A 23,412-nucleotide genomic window follows, 5' to 3' on the forward strand; every position below is an offset into this window, starting at 1 on the left:
ACCTGCTCATGGAGTTGTCAGCCGATCTCCGATGGCCTGGACCATGGCATTGGCCACCAGCACTTCGTCGTGACCGTTGAACTGCTCCCACCCGGCGGGTTCCGGCACCAGGGCCGTGTCCACGGTGGTTCCAGCCGTGGCCAGGGCCTGTTCAAGGGCCCGGTACTCGGACTTTTCTTCGGACAGGGCCAGGTGGACGGGGCCCGGCAGGGGCGGATGAGGAGCCAGCAGGTCCACGGCTTCAATGGAGGTGATCATCTCCGGGGAGAAGGCATAGCCCAGAATCTCCTCCTGTATTCCCCCGGGCGGACGGGTTGTGCCCCCTGCCCGCCGATGGGCGTCCAGATAGGCCTTTCCGTCCACCACCGGGTCCCAGAGCACCAGCTCTTTGAGGCCAGGGATCTCCCCTGCCGCGGCCACGGCCAGGGAGGCCCCGAGGCGCAAGCCCACCACCGAAAGCCGCAGGGCTCCGGAAATATCCTTCAGTTCCCCGGCGGCTGTTATCAAGTCCCGGGTCCAGTGGTTCACGTCCCCCCCCTCGCTTTTTCCGGCGGAGTCCCCCACCCCGTAGTAATCAAACTTGAGCACGTGCCGCCCTGCGGCGGCCAGGGCAAGGGCCAACTGCCGGATCGCCATGTGGGTCCGTATGTGTTCATGGGCCACGGGGGCTGAGAGCAGCACCCCTTCCTGGTGCAGCCCCGCCCCTGCCGGTGGGTAGTAGATTCCGAACAACTGGGTGTCGTGGGCGCCGAAATAGAATGGGACCATGGGTGTGTTTCACCTCTCCTGTGGCAACGTGGTCACGCAGGTCTGTTCTCGTTGACGGGCACCTCCACGGGGTCCCCTTTGGGCTTCAACGCCCCGGCCACCTTCTCCCAGAGCTGGCGGAGCCTGGTTCCCGGGCCGTCATTCTTATCGTCCTTTTGGGCGAAGGGATATCGGGCCGCGATCTGGCCCAGGGTATTCAAAAAGATATCCCTCGGGCTGAGCTTTACCCCGGTCTCCTTGAGCACCCGGGCGATGACCCGGATGGCCAGCAGGGAGTGCCCACCGGCGTCAAAAAAGTTGTCGTGGACCCCCACCTGGGCAATGCCCAGCTCATCCCGCCAGATGGCAGCCAGGATTTTTTCGCTGTCGGTCTCCGGTGCCACGAACTCCCGGGCCGCAACCGCGCCCAGGCTGAAGGAGGCCTGGAGGGCCTTGCGGTCGATCTTCCCGGCGGGGGTCAGGGGCAGGTCGTCGATCTCCACAAAGTGCTGGGGAATCATGTAGTCCGGCAGGGTCTTTCTCAAATGCTTGCGCAGCTGGGACCCCGTGGCCGAGGCCCCCTCCTCGTAGAGAAGGTGAGCCACAAGGCGCACGTCCCCTGCGCTTTCCTCCCGAACCGTTACAATGCCCTGGCGCACGGCCTCGTGATCGGTGAGGCTGGCCTCAATCTCCCCGGGCTCGATGCGGAAGCCCCGCACCTTCACCTGGTTGTCCATGCGGTTCAGGTATTCAATGGTTCCGTCGGGATGGTACCGGGCGAGGTCGCCGGTCCTGTAGAGCCTATGCCCCGGCCCCGATGCAAAGGGGTCTGGGATAAACCGCTCTGCGGTAAGCTCGGGCCGGTCCAGGTAGCCCCGGGTGACCCCGGCCCCGCCGATCAAGAGTTCCCCGGGAACCCCCACGGGCACGGGCTGCATGCGCCCGTCCAGGATGTGAATTTGGGTGTTGGCAATGGGACGCCCCACGCGGATGGGCCCGCCATCTTTGTCCAGGAGGCTGCATGTGGACCACACCGTGGTCTCGGTGGGTCCGTACATGTTCCACACCTCGCCCACGCAGCCGGTGAGTTCTTCGGCAAGATCCGGGGGAAAGGCCTCTCCTCCGCAGAGGATCTTCATGGACTGGGCCCCTTTCCAGCCCGCGGCCAGAAGCAGCCGCCACGTTCCCGGGGTGGCCTGCATCACCGTGGTCCCGGAATTCTTCAGGACGTCCACCAGGGCCAGGCCGTCCCGAGCGGTCTCCCGGTCTGCGATGATCACCTCCCCCCCGACGCTCAAGGGGAGGAAAAGCTCCAGAACGGCAATGTCAAAGGATAGGGTGGTCACGGCCAGCAGGGTGTCTTCCGAAGTCATCCCCGGGGTCCGGGCCATGCTGGTGAGAAAGTTCACCACGGTGCCGTGGGGCACCTGAACCCCCTTGGGCTTGCCCGTGGAGCCGGAGGTGAAGATCACATAGGCGAGGTGTTCCGGGCCCGGGTCCTCCCACACGCTGTCCAGGCCCCGCCCCTGGCCCGTCAAGACATCCCTGTCCAGGCAGATGACCAGGGCGCTGTTCTCCGGCAGGTTGTCGAGGAGGGCCTGTTCGGTGAGCAGCACCGAGACCTTGGCGCTCTCCACCATGTAGGCGAGGCGCTCGGCCGGGTACTCCGGGTCCAGGGGCACATAGGCCCCCCCTGCCTTGAGGATCCCCAGGAGCCCTGCCAGCATCTCCGTGGACCGCTCCACGCAGATCCCCACCAAGACGTCCGGGCCCACCCCGGAAATGCGCAGGTGGGCGGCAATCTCCTCGGCCCTTGCGTTCAGCTCTCCGTAGGTCAGGCTGTCCCCGTTGCAGGAGACGGCCGGAGCGTCGGGATGTGCCGCGACCCGGTTCTCGAAGAGTTCGTGGATGCAGGCAGCCTCGGGATAGGGGGTCTGGGTCTCGTTCCATTGGGCCAAAAGCCCCTGCTCCGTCTCCGACAGCACCGGCAGCCTTGCCAGCTCGGCATCGGGCTCGGCCACGATGCCGGAAAGGAGCACGGCATAGCTTTCAAGAAGCCGCTTCATGGTTTCGGCCGTAAAAAGGTCCGTGGCGTATTCAAAGGCCACCTTGACACCGGCCCCTTCCCTGCCCACGGTGCACATGAGGTCGGTCTGGGCAACATGGGTGGTCACTGGCTCCTCCCGCCACGGCACTCCGGCCATGGTGCGCTCCTGCTCCATGTCCCCGAGAAAGACAAAAAGCACCTGGTACAAGGCGGTCATGCTGAGGTCCCGGTGGGGATTGAGTTCCTGGACCAGGCGTTCGAAGGGCATCTCCTGGTGGTTGTACGCATCGAGGCACACCTCCCTGACGCGCCCCAGGAGTTCCGTAAAGGAGAGGGAACCCCCACAGGCCGTTCGCAACACCAGGGTGTTGGTGAAAAAGCCCACGATCTCTTCGGTCTCCCCGTGGACACGGTTGCCGAAGGGAGAGCCCACACACATCTCCTCCTGGCCGGTGTAGCGATACAAAAGCGCCTTGAACGCGGCCAGAAAGAGCATAAACAGCGTGGCCCCTTCACGGCGCGCCAGCTCCTCCAGGGGGGCTGCCAGGGCCTCGGGGATCACCAGGGTCTCGGTGGCCCCCCGGCCGGAAAACTCCGCTGGGCGGGGAAAATCCGCCGGAAGCTGCAACACGGGTAAATCCCCTGCCAGCTGCTCTTTCCAATAGGCAAGCTGTCGCTGATAGTCCTCACCGGGCAGCCACACCTCCTGCTGCCAGCGGGAGTATTCTGCGTAGGTGATGGGAAGGGGCGGCAACTCAGGGTCTCGCCCCTCTGAAAAGGCCTCGTACAGGGCAAACAGCTCCCGCTGGAAGATGACAAAGGAGATCCCGTCGAAAATACTGTGGTGGGGCATGAAGAAGAGCACATGTTCGTCGGAGGAGAGGGTCACCAGCCCGGCGCGCACCAGGGGCCCTTGGGCCAGACTCAGGGGCCTTGCCGCTTCGGCTTCCAGATAGGTTGCCAGGGACTCCTCCCGCGTTTCTGAAGGAAGGGTGCTGTAATCCACCGCGATAAAGTCGATCTCCTGTGTGGGGGCCACCACCTGCACCGGTGCGCCCCCGTCCAGGGCAAAGGTGGTACGCAGGGCGTCGTGGCGATCCATGAAGGCCTGGAGGCTCTGTCGCATCACCTCCCCGTCCACGGCCCCTGAAAACCGAATGGCAAAGGGGAGACTGTACACGGGGGAGAGGGGGTTGAGCTGGTCGATGTACCAGAGGCGCTGCTGCATGGACGAAAGGGGGGCATCACCTTCCGTTGCCGTGGACCCGGCAAACCCAGCGGGGCCTTCCGTTGCGGCCTCCGGCTCCCGGGTCACGGCCGGAGCCTCTTCAGGGGCAGCGGGCGCACCCTCGGGCCGGGAGGCTTCGATGAAGGCGGCCAGCTTCGGGAAGGTGGCATACTCACCCACCAGGTGGCGAAAGGCCAGGGTAACGCCAAAGGCGCTTTTCAGGCGGTTGCTCACCTGGGTAAGGAAAAGGGAGTCCATGCCCATCTCCAGGAAGGTCACCGACGGGGCAAACGCATCAAAATCGATGCCCGACAGCTCGTGCATGATCTCTTTAAGCTGCGCCACGATGGCATCGGTGCCGGTTGCCTGAAGAGGGGCAGCAGAAGCGGCCACAGCTTCTGCAGGCTCTGCGACAGCTGCTGCCGCAAAGGTCTCCGGCACCTCGGCTGCGGGGGCCTTGTCCGCCGGTTCGATCCAGTGACGCGTCCGTTCAAAGGGGTAGGTGGGCAGCAGGACGCGCTGCCTGCGCTCGGCAGACGAAAACCCTGCCCAGTCCACCTGTCCGCCGGAAAGCCAGTACTCGCCCAAGGCTTTCAGCAGGCAGGCCAGGGCCGGAAGGGTCTCCTTGGCGTGCCCCAGGGAGGCGATGACGGTCTGCTCCGCCGCCCGGTTCGGGTGCTGCCGGGCCGAGGTGCTCAGGGCTGTTCCGGGCCCCACCTCGATGAGCACCCGACCGGAGACCTTCTGCAGTTCACGGATCCCGTCGCTGAACAGGACGGGACGACGAAGCTGGCTGACCCAGTACCCCGGGTCCATGGCCATCTCCTCGGTGATCCAGGTGCCCGTAACGTTGGAGATAAAAGGGATCTCCGGGGGATGGAGTTCCACACCCTCCAGGGCCTCGGCAAAGGGAGCCAGGGCCGGCTCCATCATCTCCGAATGGAAGGCATGGGAGGTGTGGAGTTTCCTGGTGTCGATCTCCCGCTCGGCCAGGGCCTGTTCAAAGGCCTCGATGTGCTCGTGGGCACCGGAGACCACGCAGAGGGACGGGGCGTTCACCGCAGCCAGGGCCACCCCCGGGGTCAGCAGGGGCGTCAGCTCCTCCTGGGGAAGCCTCACGGCCCGCATGCTCCCTTCGGGCATCTGCTGCATGAGTCGCCCCCGGGTGGCCACCACGGCCAGGGCGTCCTCCAGGGCAAAGACCCCGGCCAGGGTGGCGGCCACGTACTCACCGATGCTGTGCCCGATCATGGCCTCGGGCTCCACGCCCCAGCTCTGCCAGAGCCGGGCCAGGGCGTACTCCACCGCAAACAGGCAGGGCTGAGTGAGTTCGGTTCGGGCCAGGCGTTGGGTGGCCTCCTCTTCCTGGCCTTCGGCGGGAAAGAGAAGCTCACGGATATCGAGCCCCAGGTGGGGCTCCAGGCCGTCGGCACACCGATTCAGGGCCTCCTGGAACACCGGCTCGCATGTATAGGCCTGCTCCCCCATGCGGACGTGCTGGGAGCCCTGGCCTGAAAACATGAACACAACCGAAGGATCCCGCCTGCCCGGGGTGCGTGTCATGGTCCACTGGCCCTCTTCCTTGCGGGCCGCGGCCATGGCCTCCTGTGTGTCGCGGCAGATAAAGGCCTGCCGCACGGCCATGTCCTGCCGGCCCACCTGGAGGGTATAGGCCACATCTCCCAGGGGCATCTCCTCCGACCCTGCCAGGAAATCGGCAAGGCGCTCGGCCTGGGCCTCAAGGGCCGTCTCTGTCTTTGCCGAGAGCAGCATCAGCTTCCAGGGACGCTCCTCTCCCACGGGGGGAGATTCGGGGGCCTCTTCCAAGACCGCGTGGGCATTGGTCCCACCGATGCCGAAGGAGCTGACACCAGCCCGCCTCGGGAGGTATTCCGGGGTCCAGTCCATGGCCCGGTCCACCACGTAAAAGGGGCTGTTCTCAAAATCGATCTCCGGGTTGGGGCTCTGGAAATGAAGGCTCGCAGGAATTTTTCCGTGCTTCAGACACAGGGAGGCCTTGATGAGCCCCACCACCCCTGCGGCGGCATCGGAGTGGCCGATGTTGCTCTTCACCGAGCCGATGCCGCAAAAGCCTTTGGCGTCGGTCTGCATGCGGAAGGCCTTGGTAAGGGCCGCCACCTCGATGGGGTCCCCCAAAGGCGTTGCCGTTCCGTGGGCCTCCACGTAGGAGATGGTGTCAGGCTCCACCTCGGCTGCGGCATGGGCCATGGCGATAACCTCGGCCTGGCCCTGGACGCTGGGTGCTGCGTAGCCGATCTTCTGGGAGCCGTCGTTGTTCACGGCAACCCCCTTGATCACGGCGATGACCTGATCCCCGTCGGCCAGGGCATCTTCCATGCGCTTCAAGGCCACCACCCCCAGGCCCCCGCTGAAGACCGTGCCCTGGGCCTTGGCGTCAAAGGGGCGGCAATGCCCGTCAGGGGAGTTGATGGCCCCTTCCTGGTAGAGGTATCCCGACTCCTGGGGAAAAATAACCGACACCCCACCGGCAAGGCAGAGGTCGGAGTCGTAGTTCAACAGGCTCTGGCAGGCATAGTACACCGCCACAAGGGAGGTGGAACACCCGGTCTGGATGTTGACGCTGGGCCCCTTCAGGTTCAGTCGGTGGGAGGTCCGGGTGGTGAGAAACTCCATGCGGTTGCTCAGGATGGCGGCAAACCCGTCCGGGGTTCGCTGGCGAAGCATCCGCTCCAGGTGGTCATGGCTGCGGGTGATGTTGTGCAGGAAATAACTGTCGATGAAACTCCCGCCCCCGAACAGGCCGATGACCCCGTCGTACTTTTCCGGGTCGTACCCGGCCCGCTCCAGGGCCTCCCACACGCACTCCAGCCAGAGGCGGTGCTGGGGATCCAGCATGGCGGCCTCCCGGGGGTTGAAGCCGAAGAAACCTGCATCGAACAGGTCGGCCCCTTCGATGATGCCCCGGGCGGGCACGTAGTTCGGATCGTTTTTCACGGCATCGTAATCCAGCTCATGGGCCTTGAGCTCCTCGTCGGACAACGTGGTTATGGACTCCACGCCGTTTACGATATTGTCCCAAAAGGCCTCACAGCTGGAAGCCCCTGGAAAACGGCCGGACATGCCCACAACGGCAATGGCGTTTGCATACTGGTCCACCTGGCTCATGTGCGATCTCCCGTTCTATTTTTTTTTCTCCTGGACAATGTCTCTTTTCTCTTTTTCAGCCGCGCTTCCATGTCGTCGCGTGCCGGTGCCGACTCCGCCACCGACTGGGGCTTGAGAAAATCCGCCACCGCACGGATGGTGGGGTACTCAAAGAGATGATGCACCTTCAGGTCCGTCTTCAATGTACCGGCCAGCTTGTTGGCCACCTCCACGAGCAGGAAGGAGTCTCCCCCCACCTCGAAGAAGTTGTCGTCCACCCCCACGTTGTCCACCCCCAGGTGATCCTGCCACACCTCGGCGATGACGGATTCCACGTCGCTGCTCGGGGCTGCGTAGAGGGTTCCCACCTCAGGCCTGTCCGTGGTGGGCGGCGGCAGGGCCTTGCGGTCTACCTTGCCGTTGGCCATGAGGGGAAAGGCGGGAAGCTGGATAAAGTAAGAGGGGACCATGAACTCGGGAAGCTTTTCCGAAAGAAAGCCCCGCAGGGCAGAGGCCATACCCGTGGCACCGTCGGCCGCCACCACATAGGCCACCACCTTCTTGTTGCCGGAGGCATCCTCCCGTGCCGCCACCACCACCTCCAGGACATCGGGATGCCCGGCAATGACCGCCTCGATCTCTCCGAGTTCGATGCGCAGGCCCCGCACCTTGACCTGAAAGTCGTTGCGGCCCAGGTACTCGATCTGCCCGTCGGGCAAGTAACGGGACAGGTCACCGGTCTTGTACAGGCGCGCCCCCTGCTCCTTGCTGAAGGGATCGGGAATAAAGCGATCCCGGGTCAGCTTGGGCCGGTTCATGTACCCCCTGGCCACCTGGACGCCGCCGATATACAGCTCCCCTGCCACCCCCACGGGCACGGGTTCCATGTGCCGATCCAGGATGTGAATCTGGGTGTTGGCAACGGGCCTGCCGATGGGCACCACCAGGCCACGATCTTCCCGCCTGCACTCCCAGAAGGTCACGTCTACGGCCGCTTCGGTTGGGCCGTAGAGGTTATGGAGTTCCGCGGGCAAGGTGTCGAAAAAGCGATCCCGCAACTCGCAGGGCAGGGGCTCCCCGCTGCAGATCACCTTGGTGAGGCTCCGGCACCGGTCCCCGTGGTCTTCCCGGAGAAAAAGCTGGAGCATGGAGGGGACAAAATGAAGGATGGTGATGCCCTGGTCCTCGATGAGACGCCCCAGGGCGTCTGGGTCTTTGTGGACCCGGGGAGGGGCCACCACAAGGCGCGCCCCGAAAAGCAGAGGCCAGAAGAACTCCCACACGGACACGTCGAAGCTGTACGGGGTTTTCTGCAGCACCCGGTCCCCGGCGGTGAGTTCGTAGGCCTCCTGCATCCAGTACAGGCGGTTGCTGATGCCCCGGTGGTCGTTCATGACCCCCTTGGGCTTGCCCGTGGATCCGGAGGTGTAGATCACGTAGGCCAGGTTGTCCTCGGTGACCCCGGCGTCAGGGGCCTCGGCGGGCTCACCGGCCACGGTCTCCCATTGGGTATCCAGGCAGATCACCGTTGCCGAGTGCTCCGGCAGCATCTCATTGAGGCGTTCCTGGGTGAGAATCACCGGAACCTCGGTGTCTTCCAGCATAAAGGCCAGCCGTTCGGCCGGATAATCCGGATCCAGGGGCACATAGGCCCCGCCGGCCTTAAGGGTCCCGTAGAGGGCCACGACCATCTCCACGGAGCGTTCCATAAACACGCCCACGCGCTTTTCCGGTCCCACGCCATGTTTCTGAAGAGCATGGGCAAGGCGGTTGGCCCGTATGGACAGATCCCCATAGGTGAGGGTGTCGCCCTCGTAGGTCAGGGCCACCGCATCGGGGGTCCTTGCCACCTGGGCCTCAAACATCTCGTGAAGGCAGACAGGCTCCGGGTAGGTCCGCCCTGTGTCGTTCCACTCGAAAAGCAGCTTGTCGCGTTCGGACCGACTCAAAAGGGGCAGGCGGTCCAGGGCAACGTCCCCTCCCACGGCCACGGCATCCAGAAGCACCTCGAAGCTCTCGCAGATACGCGCCACGGTGGCGGCGGAAAAGAGCTCGGCGTTGTAGACAAAACCGCCGTGCCACCGCTCGCCATCATCACGGACAAACAGGGAGAGATCGCATGCAGGCCCCTTTGGCTCACCCGATCCACCAAGGGAAGGCCCCTGTTCAATGCCGCCGGGCAAGGGGCCGTCCTGGAAGGTGAACATCGCCTGGAAAAGCGGGTGGGAATCCGGGGCGTGGTCCGGGTCCAGGAGCTGGGCAAGGCGGGCAAGGGACATCCCGGCACGGGCCCGCGCCGTGCGCGTGGCCTCGCAAATGCGGCGGTGCAGCGCATCAAAGGTGCAGGGGTCCGACACATCCGCACGCAAGGGAAACATATGGGAAGAGGCCCCACCGTTTCCGGGCCGTTCGCCGTCGGCCCCCGAGACCCCCACCATGAGGTCCGTCTGTCCGGAATAGCGCGTCAACAAGGTGACGTAAGCGGCCAGCAGCAGGGTAGAGACGGTGCCTCCCTCGGACAGGCCACGGCCTTTCAGGGCCTTGATGCACTCCGAGGAAAGGCGAAACCGCTGGGTGCCGCCCCTGAATTCCAGATGGGCGGGACGCGGATGGTCCACCGGAAGCTGGAGTACAGGCAGGTCCGTGCCCAGGGTCTCCTTCCAATAAGCGAGTTCCGCTTTTTCCGATGACCCGCCCGGGGTGGTCCCTGAGCCAAAGGCCTCCCCGGAGCAGTCCACGGAGACTCCGGCCTCTCTCAGGGAGATAACGGTCTCCCGGATAAAGGCGTCGTCGGAGCCGCCCTGGCCGGGATGACGCAGGGATGTAAGGATCACCGGGCGCCCCGTTTCTGCCACCTGCTGGCGGGCAAGAAGCGCCAGGGTGCTTCCTGGCCCCACCTCCAGCAGTACCCCTGCGGGTTGGGTCAAAAGGGTCGCCACGCCCTTGGAAAAACGCACCGGCTCCCTCAGGTGGGACGACCAGTAGGCAGGGTCCATGGCCTGGGCTGCGGTGAGCCAGGTCCCGGTGACGTTGGAAACGATGGGGATCCGAGGAGCCGCAGGACAGACCTTGGTCACGCAGGCCTCAAAGGGGGCAAGGGCCGGCTCCATCATCTCCGAATGAAAGGCATGGGAGGTGCGCAAACGGCTCCACCGGGCCTTTTTGCCCTCCATCTTCATGGCCTTGGCCAACCTCTCCTCCAGGGCCTGGATCGACGCCTGGGGCCCGGACACCACACACCGGGAAGGCGCGTTGATCACGGCAACGGAGAGCCCGTCCCTCAAAAACGGAATGATCTTCTCTTCGGGCAGGCCCACGGCCAGCATGGCTCCCCCGGGTTGCCCCTGCATGAGGCGACCGCGTGCGGCCACCAGTTCCAGGGCATCGTCCAGGGAAAAAACACCGGCCAGGCAGGCGGCGGTGTATTCACCGATGCTGTGTCCGATCATGGCCCGGGGCTGGACACCCCAGCTCATCCAGAGCCGTGCCAGGGCATATTCCAGGGTAAAGAGAACGGGCTGGGTGACGGCGGTCTGTTTGAGCTTCTCCTCGGCCTCGGGGGCCTCTTCCGGGGATGGGTAGATAAAGCGACGGATATCGCAGCCCATGAGGGGTACCAGCCGGTCCGCGCAATAATCCACCCAGTTCCTGAACTCCGGTTCGCCCTGGTACAACCCCTCTGCCATGCGGACAGACTGGGCCCCCTGCCCGGTGAACATAAAGGTGACGGGTGGCCCGGCCGCAAGCCGCTCCCCCTGTTCCCATTCCCAGGGCACGGGCGAGGCCCCTCGCGGCATCTTTCCGCCCGGCCGGTCCCCGTCCCGTCCCAGGGGCATGGGCACGTCCCCCAGGCGCATGTCCGGGGACGCCATGACGTGGCCGAGGCAGCCCTCAAAGGCCGAGGCAAGGGAGGCGACGGTCTCTTCGGAAAACAGGTCCGTCCGGTACTTGAAGACGCAGGCCAGGCTCTCATCGTTATCAACGATCTCCAGGACCAGCTCATACTGGCCCTCCTCCTGGTCCAGGGGGTAGGGCATGATGCCCATACCGCCGAAATCCACCGGGGTTTCGTTGGATGCGCCCATGAAAAAGTCCGCTGCTGGGCCCAGAATCTTGCGGTTGAGCATGTTGAACATCACCTGGAACAGGGGCGAGCGGCTGGGATCGCGATCCAGGCCCAGCCTCTCCACGAGCAGGGGAAAGGGGTAGGCCTGATGGTCCAGGGCCTGGAGAACCACCCGCCTGCTCCGGGTCACGTGCTCTCGAAAACTCATGCTCGACGAGAGGTCCCCCCGCATGGCCACCATGTTGATGAAGTGACCGCAGGCCCCCTTGTACTCCGGCCGCACCCGCCCCACCGCCGGGGTGCCGATGATCAGGTCCCCCTGGTTGCAGAAACGCATGAGGGTCACCTGAAACACCGCCAGCAGCATGACGTAGAGGGTGACATTCTCGGTGCCCACAAAGGTCCGGAGTGTTTCATAGGCCTCGCCGGTTACCTGAAAGGGGTAGCTGGCCCCGGTGAAGCTGGGGGAAGCAGGGGGTGTTCCGTCCAGGGGAAGGTTCATGACCGGAAGCGGGGCCGACAGCCGATCCCGCCAGAAGTGCTCCAGCCGGGCCCCCTCCTCCCCTGCGAGCATCTCCTGCTGGTATCGGACAAAATCGCGATACTGGCGCTCCACCGGGGCGAGCCTCGCCTCCTCACCGGTCGTCGCCGCGCGGTAGAGCTTGCCGAACTCGTCGATGAGAAGATGAAAGGAGCTGCCATCGCTGGCGATATGGTGAATGGTCATCACAAAGATGTGCTCGCCCCCGGAAAGCGTAAAAAGGCACACCCTCAACAGGGGGCCTTTCTCCAGGTCAAAGGGCCGGGCATGGTATTCCCGGACCCGCTCCTTGAGCGCCTCCCCGGAGAGCTCCCGGGCGTCCACCAGGTGAAACTCCGGTTCCATGGTGTCGTGGACGGTCTGACTGGTCTGCCCGTCATGGTCGCCAAAACCATAGGTGGTCCTCAGGATCTCGTGGCGGGCCACCAGCTGCCGGCACACGCCCTGCATCACCTCGGGCCGGACCTCGGTGACGATGCGGCACGACAGGGACACATTGTAGCATGCGGAGTCCGGGTCCATGCGGTTGAGAATCCAGAGGGACTGCTGGTTGTAGGACAGGGGACCGGACCTGTCGTCCCCCACGGAGCCCCCCAGGTGCACCATCAATCCAGGCTTGTTCAGCTTGATCAGGCGACGCAGCTCTGGGGTCATGCGCCCTTTGGGGGCACGATATTTCAGGCCTCCGCCCTCGACCCACAGGTCAATGTCCAGCCGGCTGAGTTTTTCCATGATATACGCGATGCTCATATCTCACCCTCTTCCCATTCCGTGACGTCATCGTCCGGGCCCGTCACGGCGCTCGGGACGGCCTGTGGCTCTTCAGCCAACGCCTCGTCCGGTTCCTTCGGTGCCTCCTGAAACAGCCGACCATGCAGGGTGACCGTGATGTCGTCGAGGCTCTGCCCCTCAAAGAAATCCATCAGGGAGAGGCAGACGCCCCACTGGGACTCCACCTCGTCCATCACCTCCACGGCCATGAGGGAGTCAAACCCCAGGTCACTGACCCGCATCCCGCCTTCCAGGGACTCCGGAGAGGCCCCCAAGGCATCGGCCACACGCGTCACCAGATAGGCCTTCAAGAGGGCCAGGCGCTCATGGGGCTGAGCAGCCATAACCTGATGGGGCCCCAGCCCCCTGCCGGAAGCGAGGCCTTGCCCTTCCCGCCCCAGGCGGTTTTCGGAGCCCGCTTCCCCGTGAAGCCTGGGAATCCCGCGGGAACCCGATGCCCGTTTCTCCCCGCCGGAGACAAAAAGCTGCCTGAAGATGGAGTGGTGCTCATGGCGCAGCACCCGGTGCCACTTCACGGCAAGCCGATCCAGGAGCCCCGAGGGCAGGTACCCCTCCTTCACAAGCTGGGAGGGAATGCCCACCCCTTCGGATTTGAGGAACATATCGTCCCCGGTCACGGTGCTGTGGGCGCACACCACCTCCAGGTCCACATCGGTAAACCCGCCTTTCCTCAAGAGAGAGGGCAGCTCGCGGCCGATGAGGGGGTTGCCTCCCTCGTCGACCCTCAGGCGGCAGTACGCATCGTAGAGATCACTCAACTCCGGGATCTCGGGATGGGTCCGAAGATGCATGGCAAAATCGTTGTCCACGAACACGGCCCGGCCCCCCGGTTTCAGCACCCGATAGACCTCCCGCACAGCCCCCAGGGGGTCCGGCAGGTGCTCCAGCACCAGGCGGGTGATGACAAAGTCGAAGCTCCCCGAGGCAAAGCCCAGCTCCATGATGGACTGTTCCGAGATATCGCACCGCCCGTCCAGCCTCTCCTTGAGGATCGCCACAAGGTAAGGGTCGATCTCAACGGCCGTGGCCCGGCACCCCGGACAGGCCTTCAGGAGGTTTTCGATGACGTGGCCGGGACCGCTTCCGCACTCCAGCACCCGCATGCCGTCCTTCAGGCCGAACCGCCGGTACGCCCTCACCTCCTTCTGCCAGAAGAGGTCCACCTGGGAACGAAGGCGGTTCACCTCGCCTTCCACGTTGGTCGAAAAATCTTTGATCTTATATGAACGTAAACAATTCATCCTCGTCTCCATCCATGGCTGTGATGCGTCGCCGACCTCTTATGGCGACCGCCGTCGGCGGGCCATTGCCCGCTTCTTCTGTGTGGCGCGATCTGAAATCTTGTCCTGGGCCACAGCCGGTTGCGCTGATTCCCCTGCGAGGTAGCCTGCAAAGGCGGCAATGGTGGGATACTGAAAAAGCGCCAGGACGGGAACCTTCCGTTTCAGGGCCTCACCCACCTTGCCCACCACCCGAACCCCGAGCAGGGAGTTGCCCCCCAGCTCGAAAAAGCTGTCTCCGGTGCCGATGGTGTCCACCTTCAACACCTGGGTCCAGATCTCCGAGAGGAGCTTTTCCATATCGCTTTGCGGGGCCATGAACGCCTGGTCCGTCTGGGGCCGACGGGTATCCGGCACCGGAAGCCCTTTGCGGTCCACCTTTCCGTTGGGGGTCAGGGGCAGGGAATCAAGGGGCATGAAGATGGAGGGGATCATGTAATCGGGCAGACTCCCTGCTAGGTGCGCCCTGAGATCGGAGACAAGACTCTGGCCGCCGTTGGTGTGGGTGATGTACGCCACGAGCCGGGCATCCCCGGGCTCAAACTCATGGGCCGACACAATGGCCTGGGAGACTGCCGGATGGCCGGAAAGCACGGTCTCCACCTCCCCGGCTTCGATGCGGAACCCGTTGATTTTGAGTTGAAAATCCGACCGCCCCAGCACCTCGATGGTGCCGTCGGCGCGGTAACGGGCCAGGTCCCCGGTGTTGTACATCCGGGCCCCGGCCTCCCCGGCAAAGGGATCGGGGACAAACATCTCCCGGGTCAGGTCGGGCTGGTGCAGGTACCCTTTGGCCACCCCGGCCCCGCCGATGAAAAGGGTCCCTGAGACCCCCGTGGGAACCGGCTGCATCCAGGGATCCAGGATGTAGGTACGGGTATTGTCGATGGGACGGCCCACGGTCACCCTGGCCTCCCCGTCCGTGATGCGGGCACAGGTGGACCAAACCGTGGTCTCGGTGGGGCCGTACATGTTCCACACCCGGGACGACCGGGACACAAGGGCGGCGGCCAGGTCCGCGGGCAGAACTTCGCCGCCGCATAGGACGTTCAGATTATCTCCCCCCTGCCACCCGGCGGCAACGAGAAGGCGCCAGGTGACGGGGGTGGCCTGGAGCAGGGTCACGCCATGCCGGGAAAGGGCTTCCAAGAGCAACCGCCCGTCGGCCACGGTCTCCCTGGGGGCGATGACCACCTTGGCCCCCACGATGAGGGGCAGGTAGAGCTCCAGCACGGTGATGTCAAAGGAGAGGGTCGTCACGGCCAGGACCACGTCCTCGGATGTGAGCCCGGGCTCCCTGGCCATGCTGGACAAAAAGTTGCCCACGGCGTCGTGGTGCACGGCCACGCCCTTGGGCAGTCCCGTGGACCCCGAGGTATAGATCACGTAAGCCAGGTCGTCGGGGGAGACCGCCACCTCCGGGTTGTCGTCGGACTGCTCGGCCACGGCCCCCCGGTCGGTGTCCATGAACACCCGACGGGCCGTGCACGCGGGCAGGGTCCCTTTGAGGCTCTCCTGGGTCAGCACCACGGAGGCCTCGGTGTGGGAAAGCATGTATTGGAGCCTCTCTTCGGGAAAGGCCGGGTCCAGGGGGACATAGGCCGCCCCGGCCTTCATGGTGCCCACCAGTGCCACGAGCATGTCCAGGGAGCGCTCCATGTGGATCCCCACAAGGTCGCCGGGTTTCACGCCCTGGGTCTCAAGGTACCGGGCCAGCCGGTTGGCCTGCTGGTTCAGCTCGCCGTAGGTGAGGGACTCCCCTTCAAACACGGCGGCCACGGCATGTGGAGCGGCATCCACCTGTGACTCGATGAGCCGGTGAACCACCGTGCCCCGGGATGCCGGCGCCTCCGTTTGATTCCACGCCACGCACAGGGTCTCTTTTTCCCCTTCGGACACCACGGGAATGGCGGCAATGGGGCGGTCACCGTCCCGGAGAACCTCCCGGAGAAGCATCAGATAATTCTCAGACACCTGCCGAACCATGGCCTCGTCAAAAAGCTCCGAGTTGTACTCAAAGTACCCCCGGATCCCGTCGTCCCCTTCCCAGAAGGTAAAGAAGAGGTCCAGTTGGGCGCCCCCGCTGTGTACGGCCACGGGCTCCACCTCAAGGCCCTCTAAACTCATGCCCACAGGGGGATCCAGGGTAAACCCGGCCTGGAACAACGGGTTGTGACTGGAGCCTGTCCTGGGCTCCACCGTGTGCGCCAGAAGGCGGTAGGGTGCTTCCTGATGCCTGTGGGCTCCCAGCATGGCCTGCCGGACCTTGCCCAGGAGGTCCGGGAAGCTGGTCTCCCCGGACACGGTCACAGCCAGGGGAAGAATGTTGACAAAACACCCCAGGGTATCCTTGTACCTGGCCCTGCGGCGATTGGTCAGGGGCACGCCGATGGTGAGCTGTGGGTTGCCGCCGTAGCGGAAAAGCAACGCCGCGTAGGCGGCCAGAAGGGTCAGAAAGATCGTGACGCTGCGGTCTCTGCTGAACTGCTTCAACTCACCCACAAACGAAGGCTCCAGGTGGAAGAACACGGCCTCCCCTTCCAGAGAAAGAAGCGACGGACGCTTTTTCTCCATGGGCAGGTCAAGGGAATCGGTGCGGCCCTTGAGATGCTCCTTCCAGTACACCAGCATGGAGCGGCACTCATCCCCTGCGAGCCAGTCCCTCTGCCACCTCGAAAACTCAGCATAAGGCACCGACGAGGCGGGCTGAAGGGCCGGACGCCGGGTCACCGCCGCCCCGTACAGGGAGGAGAGCTCTTCGGTAAAGAGCTCCTTGGTCCGAAGGTCGGTGATAATATGATGCATGACAATGAGGAAGAGATGCTCCTCCTCCCCTGTCCGAAAGAGCCGGAAACGGATCAGGGGAAGCTCCGACAGGGAAAAGGGCCGCCTCAGCTCCTCACGGACACAGCGGTTCACCGCCTCCTCCCCTTCCGGCACATCGCAGGCCAGGGGAAGGTTCAGGCTGGGTGCCACGTGCTGCACCAGATCGCCCCGGTCCATGGCAAAACAGGTCCGCAGGATCTGGTGGCGTCCGATCATGTCGTTGAGACTTTTTTCCAGGCTGTCGCGATCAAGGGGCCCCCTGATGCGAAATAAAAGGGGAATGTTGTAGGCAGAGCTCTCCGGATGGAGCTGGTTGATGAGCCAGAACTGCTCTTGAATGGCCGATGCAGGATAACTTGCGGCCTCGCTGCTGAAGGTCGTCATAATACAATACCTCCCGGGGTTATGTTGCGGCACGGATTGGGATGTCGGTGTCGGTCTGTCTGTAGATGTAATCCACGATCTTCAGGACCGAGCCGAAGTTATCTCGGTTCATGTCGTCGTCGGCCACCTCCATGTCGAAGGTCGTCTCCATGAAGGTGACGATTTCTACCAGACCGAAGGAATCAATGATCCCCTCGTCAATCATGGAGAGATCCAGCTTGATGTCACTGCGCTCCACCATGAAGTTTCGTGTGATGAATTCCAGCAGCGCCTCCTGGATCTCCTTTTTTCGAAACACGATGGTGTTGGTTCCTTCAGCCCCATTGTCGGGGCGGTCTCCTGAGTTCACTGGTCCCATGGTCAAGTCCCCCCCATCGCTCCCAGGCCCCCGGAACAGGCCTCCTGCCTCCGGGGCTCAAGGGAATCGATGTCGTTGTCTGTCATGCCGAGTTGGCTCATCACCGATTGAAACTGATCAACCGGCTGATCAAATATCTTTTCCAGAGCCTCGTCCCTTGCCATCAGCCCTTTTCGAATGAGGTGACTGAGTTCGAGTTCATAGGGGCTGTATCCGTATTTTATCTGGTGGATATGGTTGTTGAAGGTGTTCAGGCGGCAATTGGAAGAGCAACCGTCCACATCCCCGGGCCTTTCCCAGCCCAGGGGCTCGATGGCCCGCACGATCTCGGCCTCGGTGATGTCTTCGAGGCAGAGCAGGTTCATGGTGTACGGGTAGGAGGTCACCGCATCGATGAGGGACTCCCGGATCCCGTAGTACGCATCCACATCGTCGCCGACGTGGGCCTTGAGGTTGTCCATGGCGGTTTTGCGGCTGTCCATCAAAAAGCGGTAGTTGGTCTTGTACATCACGCCGTTGGCTGGGATCTGGCCCAGGGTGAATCCGGCCAGGATAAAAGGGATGCCTTTTTCAAGGGCCATGGTCTGGGCGGTGATGTTCACAAGGGAGATGCACGCATGGCACCCGGAGGAGATGCGCACAAGGGCCCGGTCGCCAAAGATGTCGTTGAGGGCGCTGGCCTTGACCACGGACCGGAAAAAGGTCGACGACGGCTTCACCGTCACCTGATCCACACCCAGGCCGTCCACCACCCGGTTGATGTTGTCCATGGCCCCGGCGGACAGGAAACCGTTGTCCAGGGTAAAGGAGAGCACCCTCAGACCGTATTTATGCACGGCAAGCATCAGGGTGTAGGTGCTGTCCTTGCCGCCGCTGTAGCACATCAGGGCATCGTACCGGCCCTGGCCGCGCTGCTGGCTGATGGTGGACTCGATCTTCTCTTTTGCTCGGGCAATGGCCTCGGCATCGGAGGTTATCTGGAGCTTGTTCCGACAAAAGTTGCAGACCCCTTCCGCGTTAAACTCAATGCCCGGAAAAGAAGCGGAAAGAACGCAGCTGACACAGCGGTCCTGGGTATGTTCCTTCATGGAATGATCCTCTCTTGGGTTAGGTCAACAATCCTATCCAACAGCCCCTGTGGTTCCCTGCCGGTCGTCGATCCTTACGGTCATGGAAGCCGGGTCCAGCAGGTCCTTTTTCGGGTGCCCCGCCCAGTGATGGGTCATCTGGCACGACAGGATAAAGGTGATGAGCATGTTGTCGCGGTAGCCGATCTCAGCTGGTATCTGGCGATTGAACTTGTTTACCAGCCTTTCCACCATGGTCTCGTCAAAGACCCCGTACTCCCGGATCATCTCCGGGGAGAGGAAATGTGCCGCCTGCTCCGAGAGGCCGCCCCCATGGAAAAAGGACTTCAGATCCGGGGCGGTGTAAGGTTTTTTGGGGCGGTTGACGATGGCATCGGGCAGGTGGTGCCCGTAGGTTTTGCCCAACAGGTACTTCTGGGAAAAGCCCCGGAGCTTGAACCTGTCCTTAAAATAGAAGAGGGCCTCCACCACCCGGTGATCCAGGAAGGGATAGCGCCCCTCCACGCTGTGGGCCAGGGACATGCGGTCCCCCTGGGACGAGAGCAGGTAGCCGGAAAGGAGGGTCTTCATCTCCATGAACTGGTTTTTCTGGAGAAGGGTCCATGACGAAAAGTTGTCAGGGAGCACCTGCCTGGCTGTCTCGATGAGGCGCTCCTTTTCAAACGTCACGGGGTGGTCTTTGTGGAAGTACTTGGCAAGGATCCGGTTGTTGCCGGCGCGGATGTTCAGGCCGGTGAGTTCGTTGTCGTACTCTCCGAGGAACCCCTCGTAGTACATCTTCATCAACCCGTACTGCCTGGGGTTGCTGTAGTGCCGAAGGTGGGGATAGAGCTTTTTGATCAACAGGGGACGCATGGTGGAGGAAGGATCCCGTCCCCAAAACTCCAGGAGCTTGAGTTCTTTAAAGGAGTCGTACCCGCAGAGAATCTCATCGGCCCCTTCCCCGGTGAGCACCACCTTGATCCCGTGCTCCCGGACCTTCTCGGAGAGCATGAAGAGGGGAACCCCGGCCGTGCGGAACACCGGCCGCTCAAAGTGATACACGGCATCGAGGAAATGCTCGTTGATGTGGCTGTAGCCCACCTGAAGGGCCAGGTGATCCGAGTTGATGCGGGAGACCATCTCCCGCTGGAAAAAGGACTCATCAAACTCGGCGTCTTCAAAGGCCACGGAAAAGGTCTTGAACTTCTCGCGGTTCCACACCGAGGTCAGGTGGGTGATCACAGACGAGTCGATGCCCCCGCTGAGGTAAGCCCCCACCGGCACATCGCTCCTGAGCCGCAGGCGCACCGAGTCGAGGAGCAGGGACTCCAGGAGCTCCCCTGCCTCCTCAAGGGTCTCCGGCGACGTCCCACAGGACTCGCCGATCTCGTAATAGCGACCGCCCCCGATCCGGCCCTGGGCCGTGAACCGCTCGAAGGTCCCGGACGATACGCTGCGGATCCCGTTGTAAACGGTGCTGTCCCCCATGGTGTTCCACAACAGGGCATGTTCGAACAGCCCCTGCATGTCCATGGTGCGCCGGAACCCTTCCAGGGTGTCGAAGGCCTTGATCTCCGAGGAAAAGTAGAAGGCGCCCCCATGCTGGAGGATGTACAGGGGACGGATGCCGTAACGGTCCCTTGCCACCACCAGCTCCTTTTTCAGCCGGTCCCAGATCAACATGGCAAACTGCCCGTTGAACCGGGAAAAGGCATCGGTGCCGTAGACCTCAAAGGCCTTTAAGGCCACCTCCGTGTCACACGTGGTCTCAAAGGTGACCCCTTTTTTCTCAAGCTCCTGCCTGAGCTCGATATGGTTGTAGATCTCTCCGTTGTAGCAGATCACGAACCGGTCGCTCATCATGGGCTGATGACCGCCCTGAAGGTCCACGATGGAGAGCCGGGTATGCCCCAGCGCCAACTCTCCGCTACAATAGATACCCCATCCGTCGGGTCCCCGGTGGGTCAAGGTGGAGACCATCGAGCAGATCGCCCTCTCCCTTGACGGTCCGTCCAGGTGACCGCCCAATATCCCTGAAACGCCGCACATAGGCATGATTCCTTGCATTGTCCGCCGCACCGTTCCCTTCCCTGACGGGATCCCGGTGCGCCGTCGATTTTCATCGAGGTTTCCTACAGCAGAAACATTCCGTAAACCCTCACCTTCACGTGCTCCATCAAAAGCTCCCGGAGATAGGCCGTATCCTCGGAGCCGCCCACGAGGACGGAGACCCCCTGCCCCCGGAGAAAATAGGCAAAGGACTGCCGAACGCGCTTTGTATGGTGTGGCGAGGTGATAAGCAGCAGGCTCTTCCGACGTCGTTCCACCACGAGGGCCGACACCGCCTCAGCTTCGGAATAGGTCCCCCAGAACCCCTCCATGACAGGGACAGCCTCGGTGGCCGAGACGGGAACCCCACGGGCGGTCAGTTGCCTCATCACCCAGGCGTCACGGCTGATGTCGCGCCCCAGGGACCAGTCCCTCACCGTGTCTCCGTCCCGGTGAAAGTAGAGGATCTTTTCCGAGACACCTTGATGGTACAGGCCCGCCGCCCGTTGCAAATGGGCGCGGGTGCTTCGGACGCCCCCGCCCAGAACGTATATTGCGTCCACTTTCCCCGGGATGGGCGAGTCCACATCAATGAGCTCCCGCCCGAGGGCGGCCCGTAACTCCACCTTGACGGCCGGAACAGACAAGGCCAGAAGGCATGCCCCGCACACCAAAAGGCCAAAGCCCAGCGTCCAGCGCCTGACCGTCGCCCATGGAGGGGCGAATCTTTCCGTTGTTGCTTTTGGCCTGTGCACGATAAACGATCCGATCCCCTCGAGCCTGTGGGTGGACGGCATTGACTGATGGCGCCGGTGGGTGCGCTGAGATAAGCGACGATGTCAGCATGAACATGAGGGATACACGGGGATGAGAGACAGGGGTGCTCAAGAAAGACAGAGTACAGAGGTGGCTGGGATAAAGACGGTCTCGGTCAAACGGCTTGTGAGTCCCCGGCAAGCGGACAAGCTGCAGACGCACGGAAACAAAGGCTCGAAAAACGCGGTACGATACCACTTTTCAGCCCGTCATCATCCCTTGCAGATCTGCGCAAGGCATGATGAAAAACAAGGTATGAGGCTGTCACACTCAGCTTATAAGGGATTAAAAATTAAATACATTATAGCATAGAAACTCAATACATCAAGACAATTCAAACCGCCGGTTCACGGGGCTCGTCCCGTGTCAGCTTCCGTTTTTTCTTCACGGGTGCCGTCACCCCGGGCAGCTTTTCGGCGGCATCCCGGACCGTCTGTTTTTCCAGTCGCGTTACCCCCTTGGAGTAACCCACCATCATGGTCATGTCGCAGAGCAGGTTGATCACCCTGGGTGAGCCTCCCGAGTACTGGTGAATCTCTTTGATGGCGCCCTTGGTAAAGCAGTTGGTCTTTGCCCCGGCCTTCTTCAGCCGCGAGGCGATATACCGGTAGGTCTCCTCCAGGTCCAGGGGCTCGATGGCATAGCTGAGGGTGATGCGCTGGCGAAAGGCCCTGAACTTCTGGGTGCCGATGGCAACCAGAAACTCCTGCTGGCCCACAAAAAAGATGTTGAGCATCTTGACACCGTTGTGCTCCAGGTTGGAGAGCATGCGCACGTCATCCAGCAATCGTTCGCTCATCCTCTGGGCTTCGTCAATGATGAGCAGAACGATCTTTCGCCGGTTGAAACATTCATGAAGAAAGGTGCCGAAAACGGTGATGAACTGACCTTTGGAGGAGAAGGAAGCATCAATGCCGAACCCGCGGGCCATAAACCTGTAAAAGTCCATCACGCCCACCCCGGGGTCCGGGACGGTGGCACAGATCACATCCCCGGACAGATCCCCCACAAGGGCCTTGATCAGGGTGGTCTTTCCCGCCCCCACATCACCGGTCAGCAAAAGGATCCCTTTGTTCTCAAGCACTCCGTACCGCAGCATGGCATAGGCTTCCCTGTGCTTTTCCCCGAGCCAGAGAAAGTCCGGGTCCGCGGTGATTTCAAAGGGCTTGGCCTTCAGGCTATAGTGCTCTACGTACATGGCTACACTCCTTGCCAGGATATGTCATGGGATAACAATGACACCAAATCAATACATTATCGTTACAACCGGTTGCTGTTGGGTTTTAGATGGTTTGAACAACCAAAATGCATTCACGGGTTTCCGTGGGCATGAAAGGGCTCCATGGGTGGGACCAATTATGTAATCAGTTACACATCAACACAGCAAACTATGTAAGAAGGTACACATCACCACATTCCATACCAACCCCGCCCGGTGGCATCCCGGGCTGAACACAGTGTATTTACGAATCATCCATACCCTGCGATTCATCAGGGCGTCCTGGCATCATTCCTGCAGTATTTCTCCCTTAAGTTGGAACCTCCCTCTCACCCTCACCATGACCGGATCGCACAACGCCCATCGGCAGCGATTCCAAAACATCTCCATCATGCTCCGCCATATCGTCTCATCGTTTACCCTTCCCACGTTTGGAGACATAATGAAATACCGTTTGACCCCTTGGCTATTGACGTTTTTCGCCATTTTCTTGGCAAGGGAAACTGTTTTTGCCTCACCACATACTATCCATAAGTCCATGGTGGCACCGGAGGCCGGGTACACAACCCCGCCCCTGCTGATAGCCTCCGCCGATACAACCCACTCTCCTGTGGCGGTCACCACGTCCTTCAGCGGGCAGGACACCTCCCGCTCCATGGGCCACGCCGTGCAACCCGTCAGTGGAAGCCTCACCACACCCAAGGCTGACGCAGCGCCGGTGTATGACCCCGCGTCACTCTTTTTCCTCGGTATCGCCCTGTTCGGCCTTGCCGGTATCTGCAGACGACGTCTTGAAGCCAAGAAAGTCCGCTGAGCAGCCTCCCCCCCTGGGGGGGGCATGCCCATGAAAAAAGGAGAATGGC

Annotated in this window: 12 protein-coding genes; 1 reads left to right on the plus strand and 11 read right to left on the minus strand. The window is 62.4% G+C overall.

From position 1 onward, the window contains the following. Positions 1-6: 6 nt before the first annotated feature. From ACOYW0_RS06040 to ACOYW0_RS06090, 11 genes are all read right to left on the minus strand, one after another. Positions 7-768, minus strand: coding sequence for a serine aminopeptidase domain-containing protein (locus tag ACOYW0_RS06040; protein ID WP_482417653.1), 762 nt, complete (start codon positions 766-768; stop codon positions 7-9). Positions 769-800: 32 nt separating this feature from the next. Then, positions 801-7,169, minus strand: a complete 6,369-nt coding sequence (locus ACOYW0_RS06045) for a hybrid non-ribosomal peptide synthetase/type I polyketide synthase (RefSeq protein WP_482417654.1) — start codon at positions 7,167-7,169, stop codon at positions 801-803. Continuing rightward, positions 7,166-12,505, minus strand: coding sequence for an amino acid adenylation domain-containing protein (locus tag ACOYW0_RS06050; RefSeq protein ID WP_482417655.1), 5,340 nt, complete (start codon positions 12,503-12,505; stop codon positions 7,166-7,168). Before ACOYW0_RS06050 ends, ACOYW0_RS06045 begins: the two co-directional genes overlap by 4 nt. Next, entirely contained in the window at positions 12,502-13,788 is a 1,287-nt protein-coding gene (locus ACOYW0_RS06055; RefSeq protein WP_482417656.1) for a methyltransferase domain-containing protein, read from the minus strand. The genes ACOYW0_RS06050 and ACOYW0_RS06055 overlap by 4 nt, the downstream gene beginning before the upstream one ends. Before the next feature lie 39 nt (positions 13,789-13,827). Next, the gene (locus ACOYW0_RS06060) at positions 13,828-17,037 is read right to left on the minus strand and encodes a non-ribosomal peptide synthetase (protein ID WP_482417657.1); all 3,210 of its coding nucleotides are present in this window, start codon (positions 17,035-17,037) and stop codon (positions 13,828-13,830) included. Between the two features lie 19 nt (positions 17,038-17,056). Continuing rightward, entirely contained in the window at positions 17,057-17,395 is a 339-nt protein-coding gene (locus tag ACOYW0_RS06065; RefSeq protein WP_482417658.1) for an acyl carrier protein, read from the minus strand. A 2-nt stretch (positions 17,396-17,397) separates the two neighbouring features. After that, complete coding sequence (locus ACOYW0_RS06070; RefSeq protein WP_482417659.1) at positions 17,398-18,483, minus strand: adenine nucleotide alpha hydrolase family protein; 1,086 nt, start codon at positions 18,481-18,483, stop codon at positions 17,398-17,400. A 33-nt stretch (positions 18,484-18,516) separates the two neighbouring features. Beyond that, positions 18,517-20,532, minus strand: a complete 2,016-nt coding sequence (asnB, locus tag ACOYW0_RS06075; RefSeq protein WP_482417660.1) for an asparagine synthase (glutamine-hydrolyzing) — start codon at positions 20,530-20,532, stop codon at positions 18,517-18,519. Between the two features lie 65 nt (positions 20,533-20,597). Then, entirely contained in the window at positions 20,598-21,161 is a 564-nt protein-coding gene (locus tag ACOYW0_RS06080; RefSeq protein ID WP_482417661.1) for an ElyC/SanA/YdcF family protein, read from the minus strand. Positions 21,162-21,664: 503 nt separating this feature from the next. After that, the gene (locus ACOYW0_RS06085) at positions 21,665-22,528 is read right to left on the minus strand and encodes an ExeA family protein (protein ID WP_482417662.1); all 864 of its coding nucleotides are present in this window, start codon (positions 22,526-22,528) and stop codon (positions 21,665-21,667) included. A 309-nt stretch (positions 22,529-22,837) separates the two neighbouring features. Beyond that, positions 22,838-23,206 (minus strand): hypothetical protein, encoded by a 369-nt coding sequence (locus tag ACOYW0_RS06090; RefSeq protein WP_482417663.1) that lies wholly within the window; start codon positions 23,204-23,206, stop codon positions 22,838-22,840. Here ACOYW0_RS06090 and ACOYW0_RS06095 point away from each other — a divergent pair. After that, the gene (locus ACOYW0_RS06095; protein ID WP_482417664.1) at positions 23,205-23,363 is read left to right on the plus strand and encodes a hypothetical protein; all 159 of its coding nucleotides are present in this window, start codon (positions 23,205-23,207) and stop codon (positions 23,361-23,363) included. The genes ACOYW0_RS06090 and ACOYW0_RS06095 overlap by 2 nt on opposite strands. Positions 23,364-23,412: the final 49 nt, after the last annotated feature.

This window comes from Desulfoluna sp. HI9BLuna, assembly GCF_056829775.1.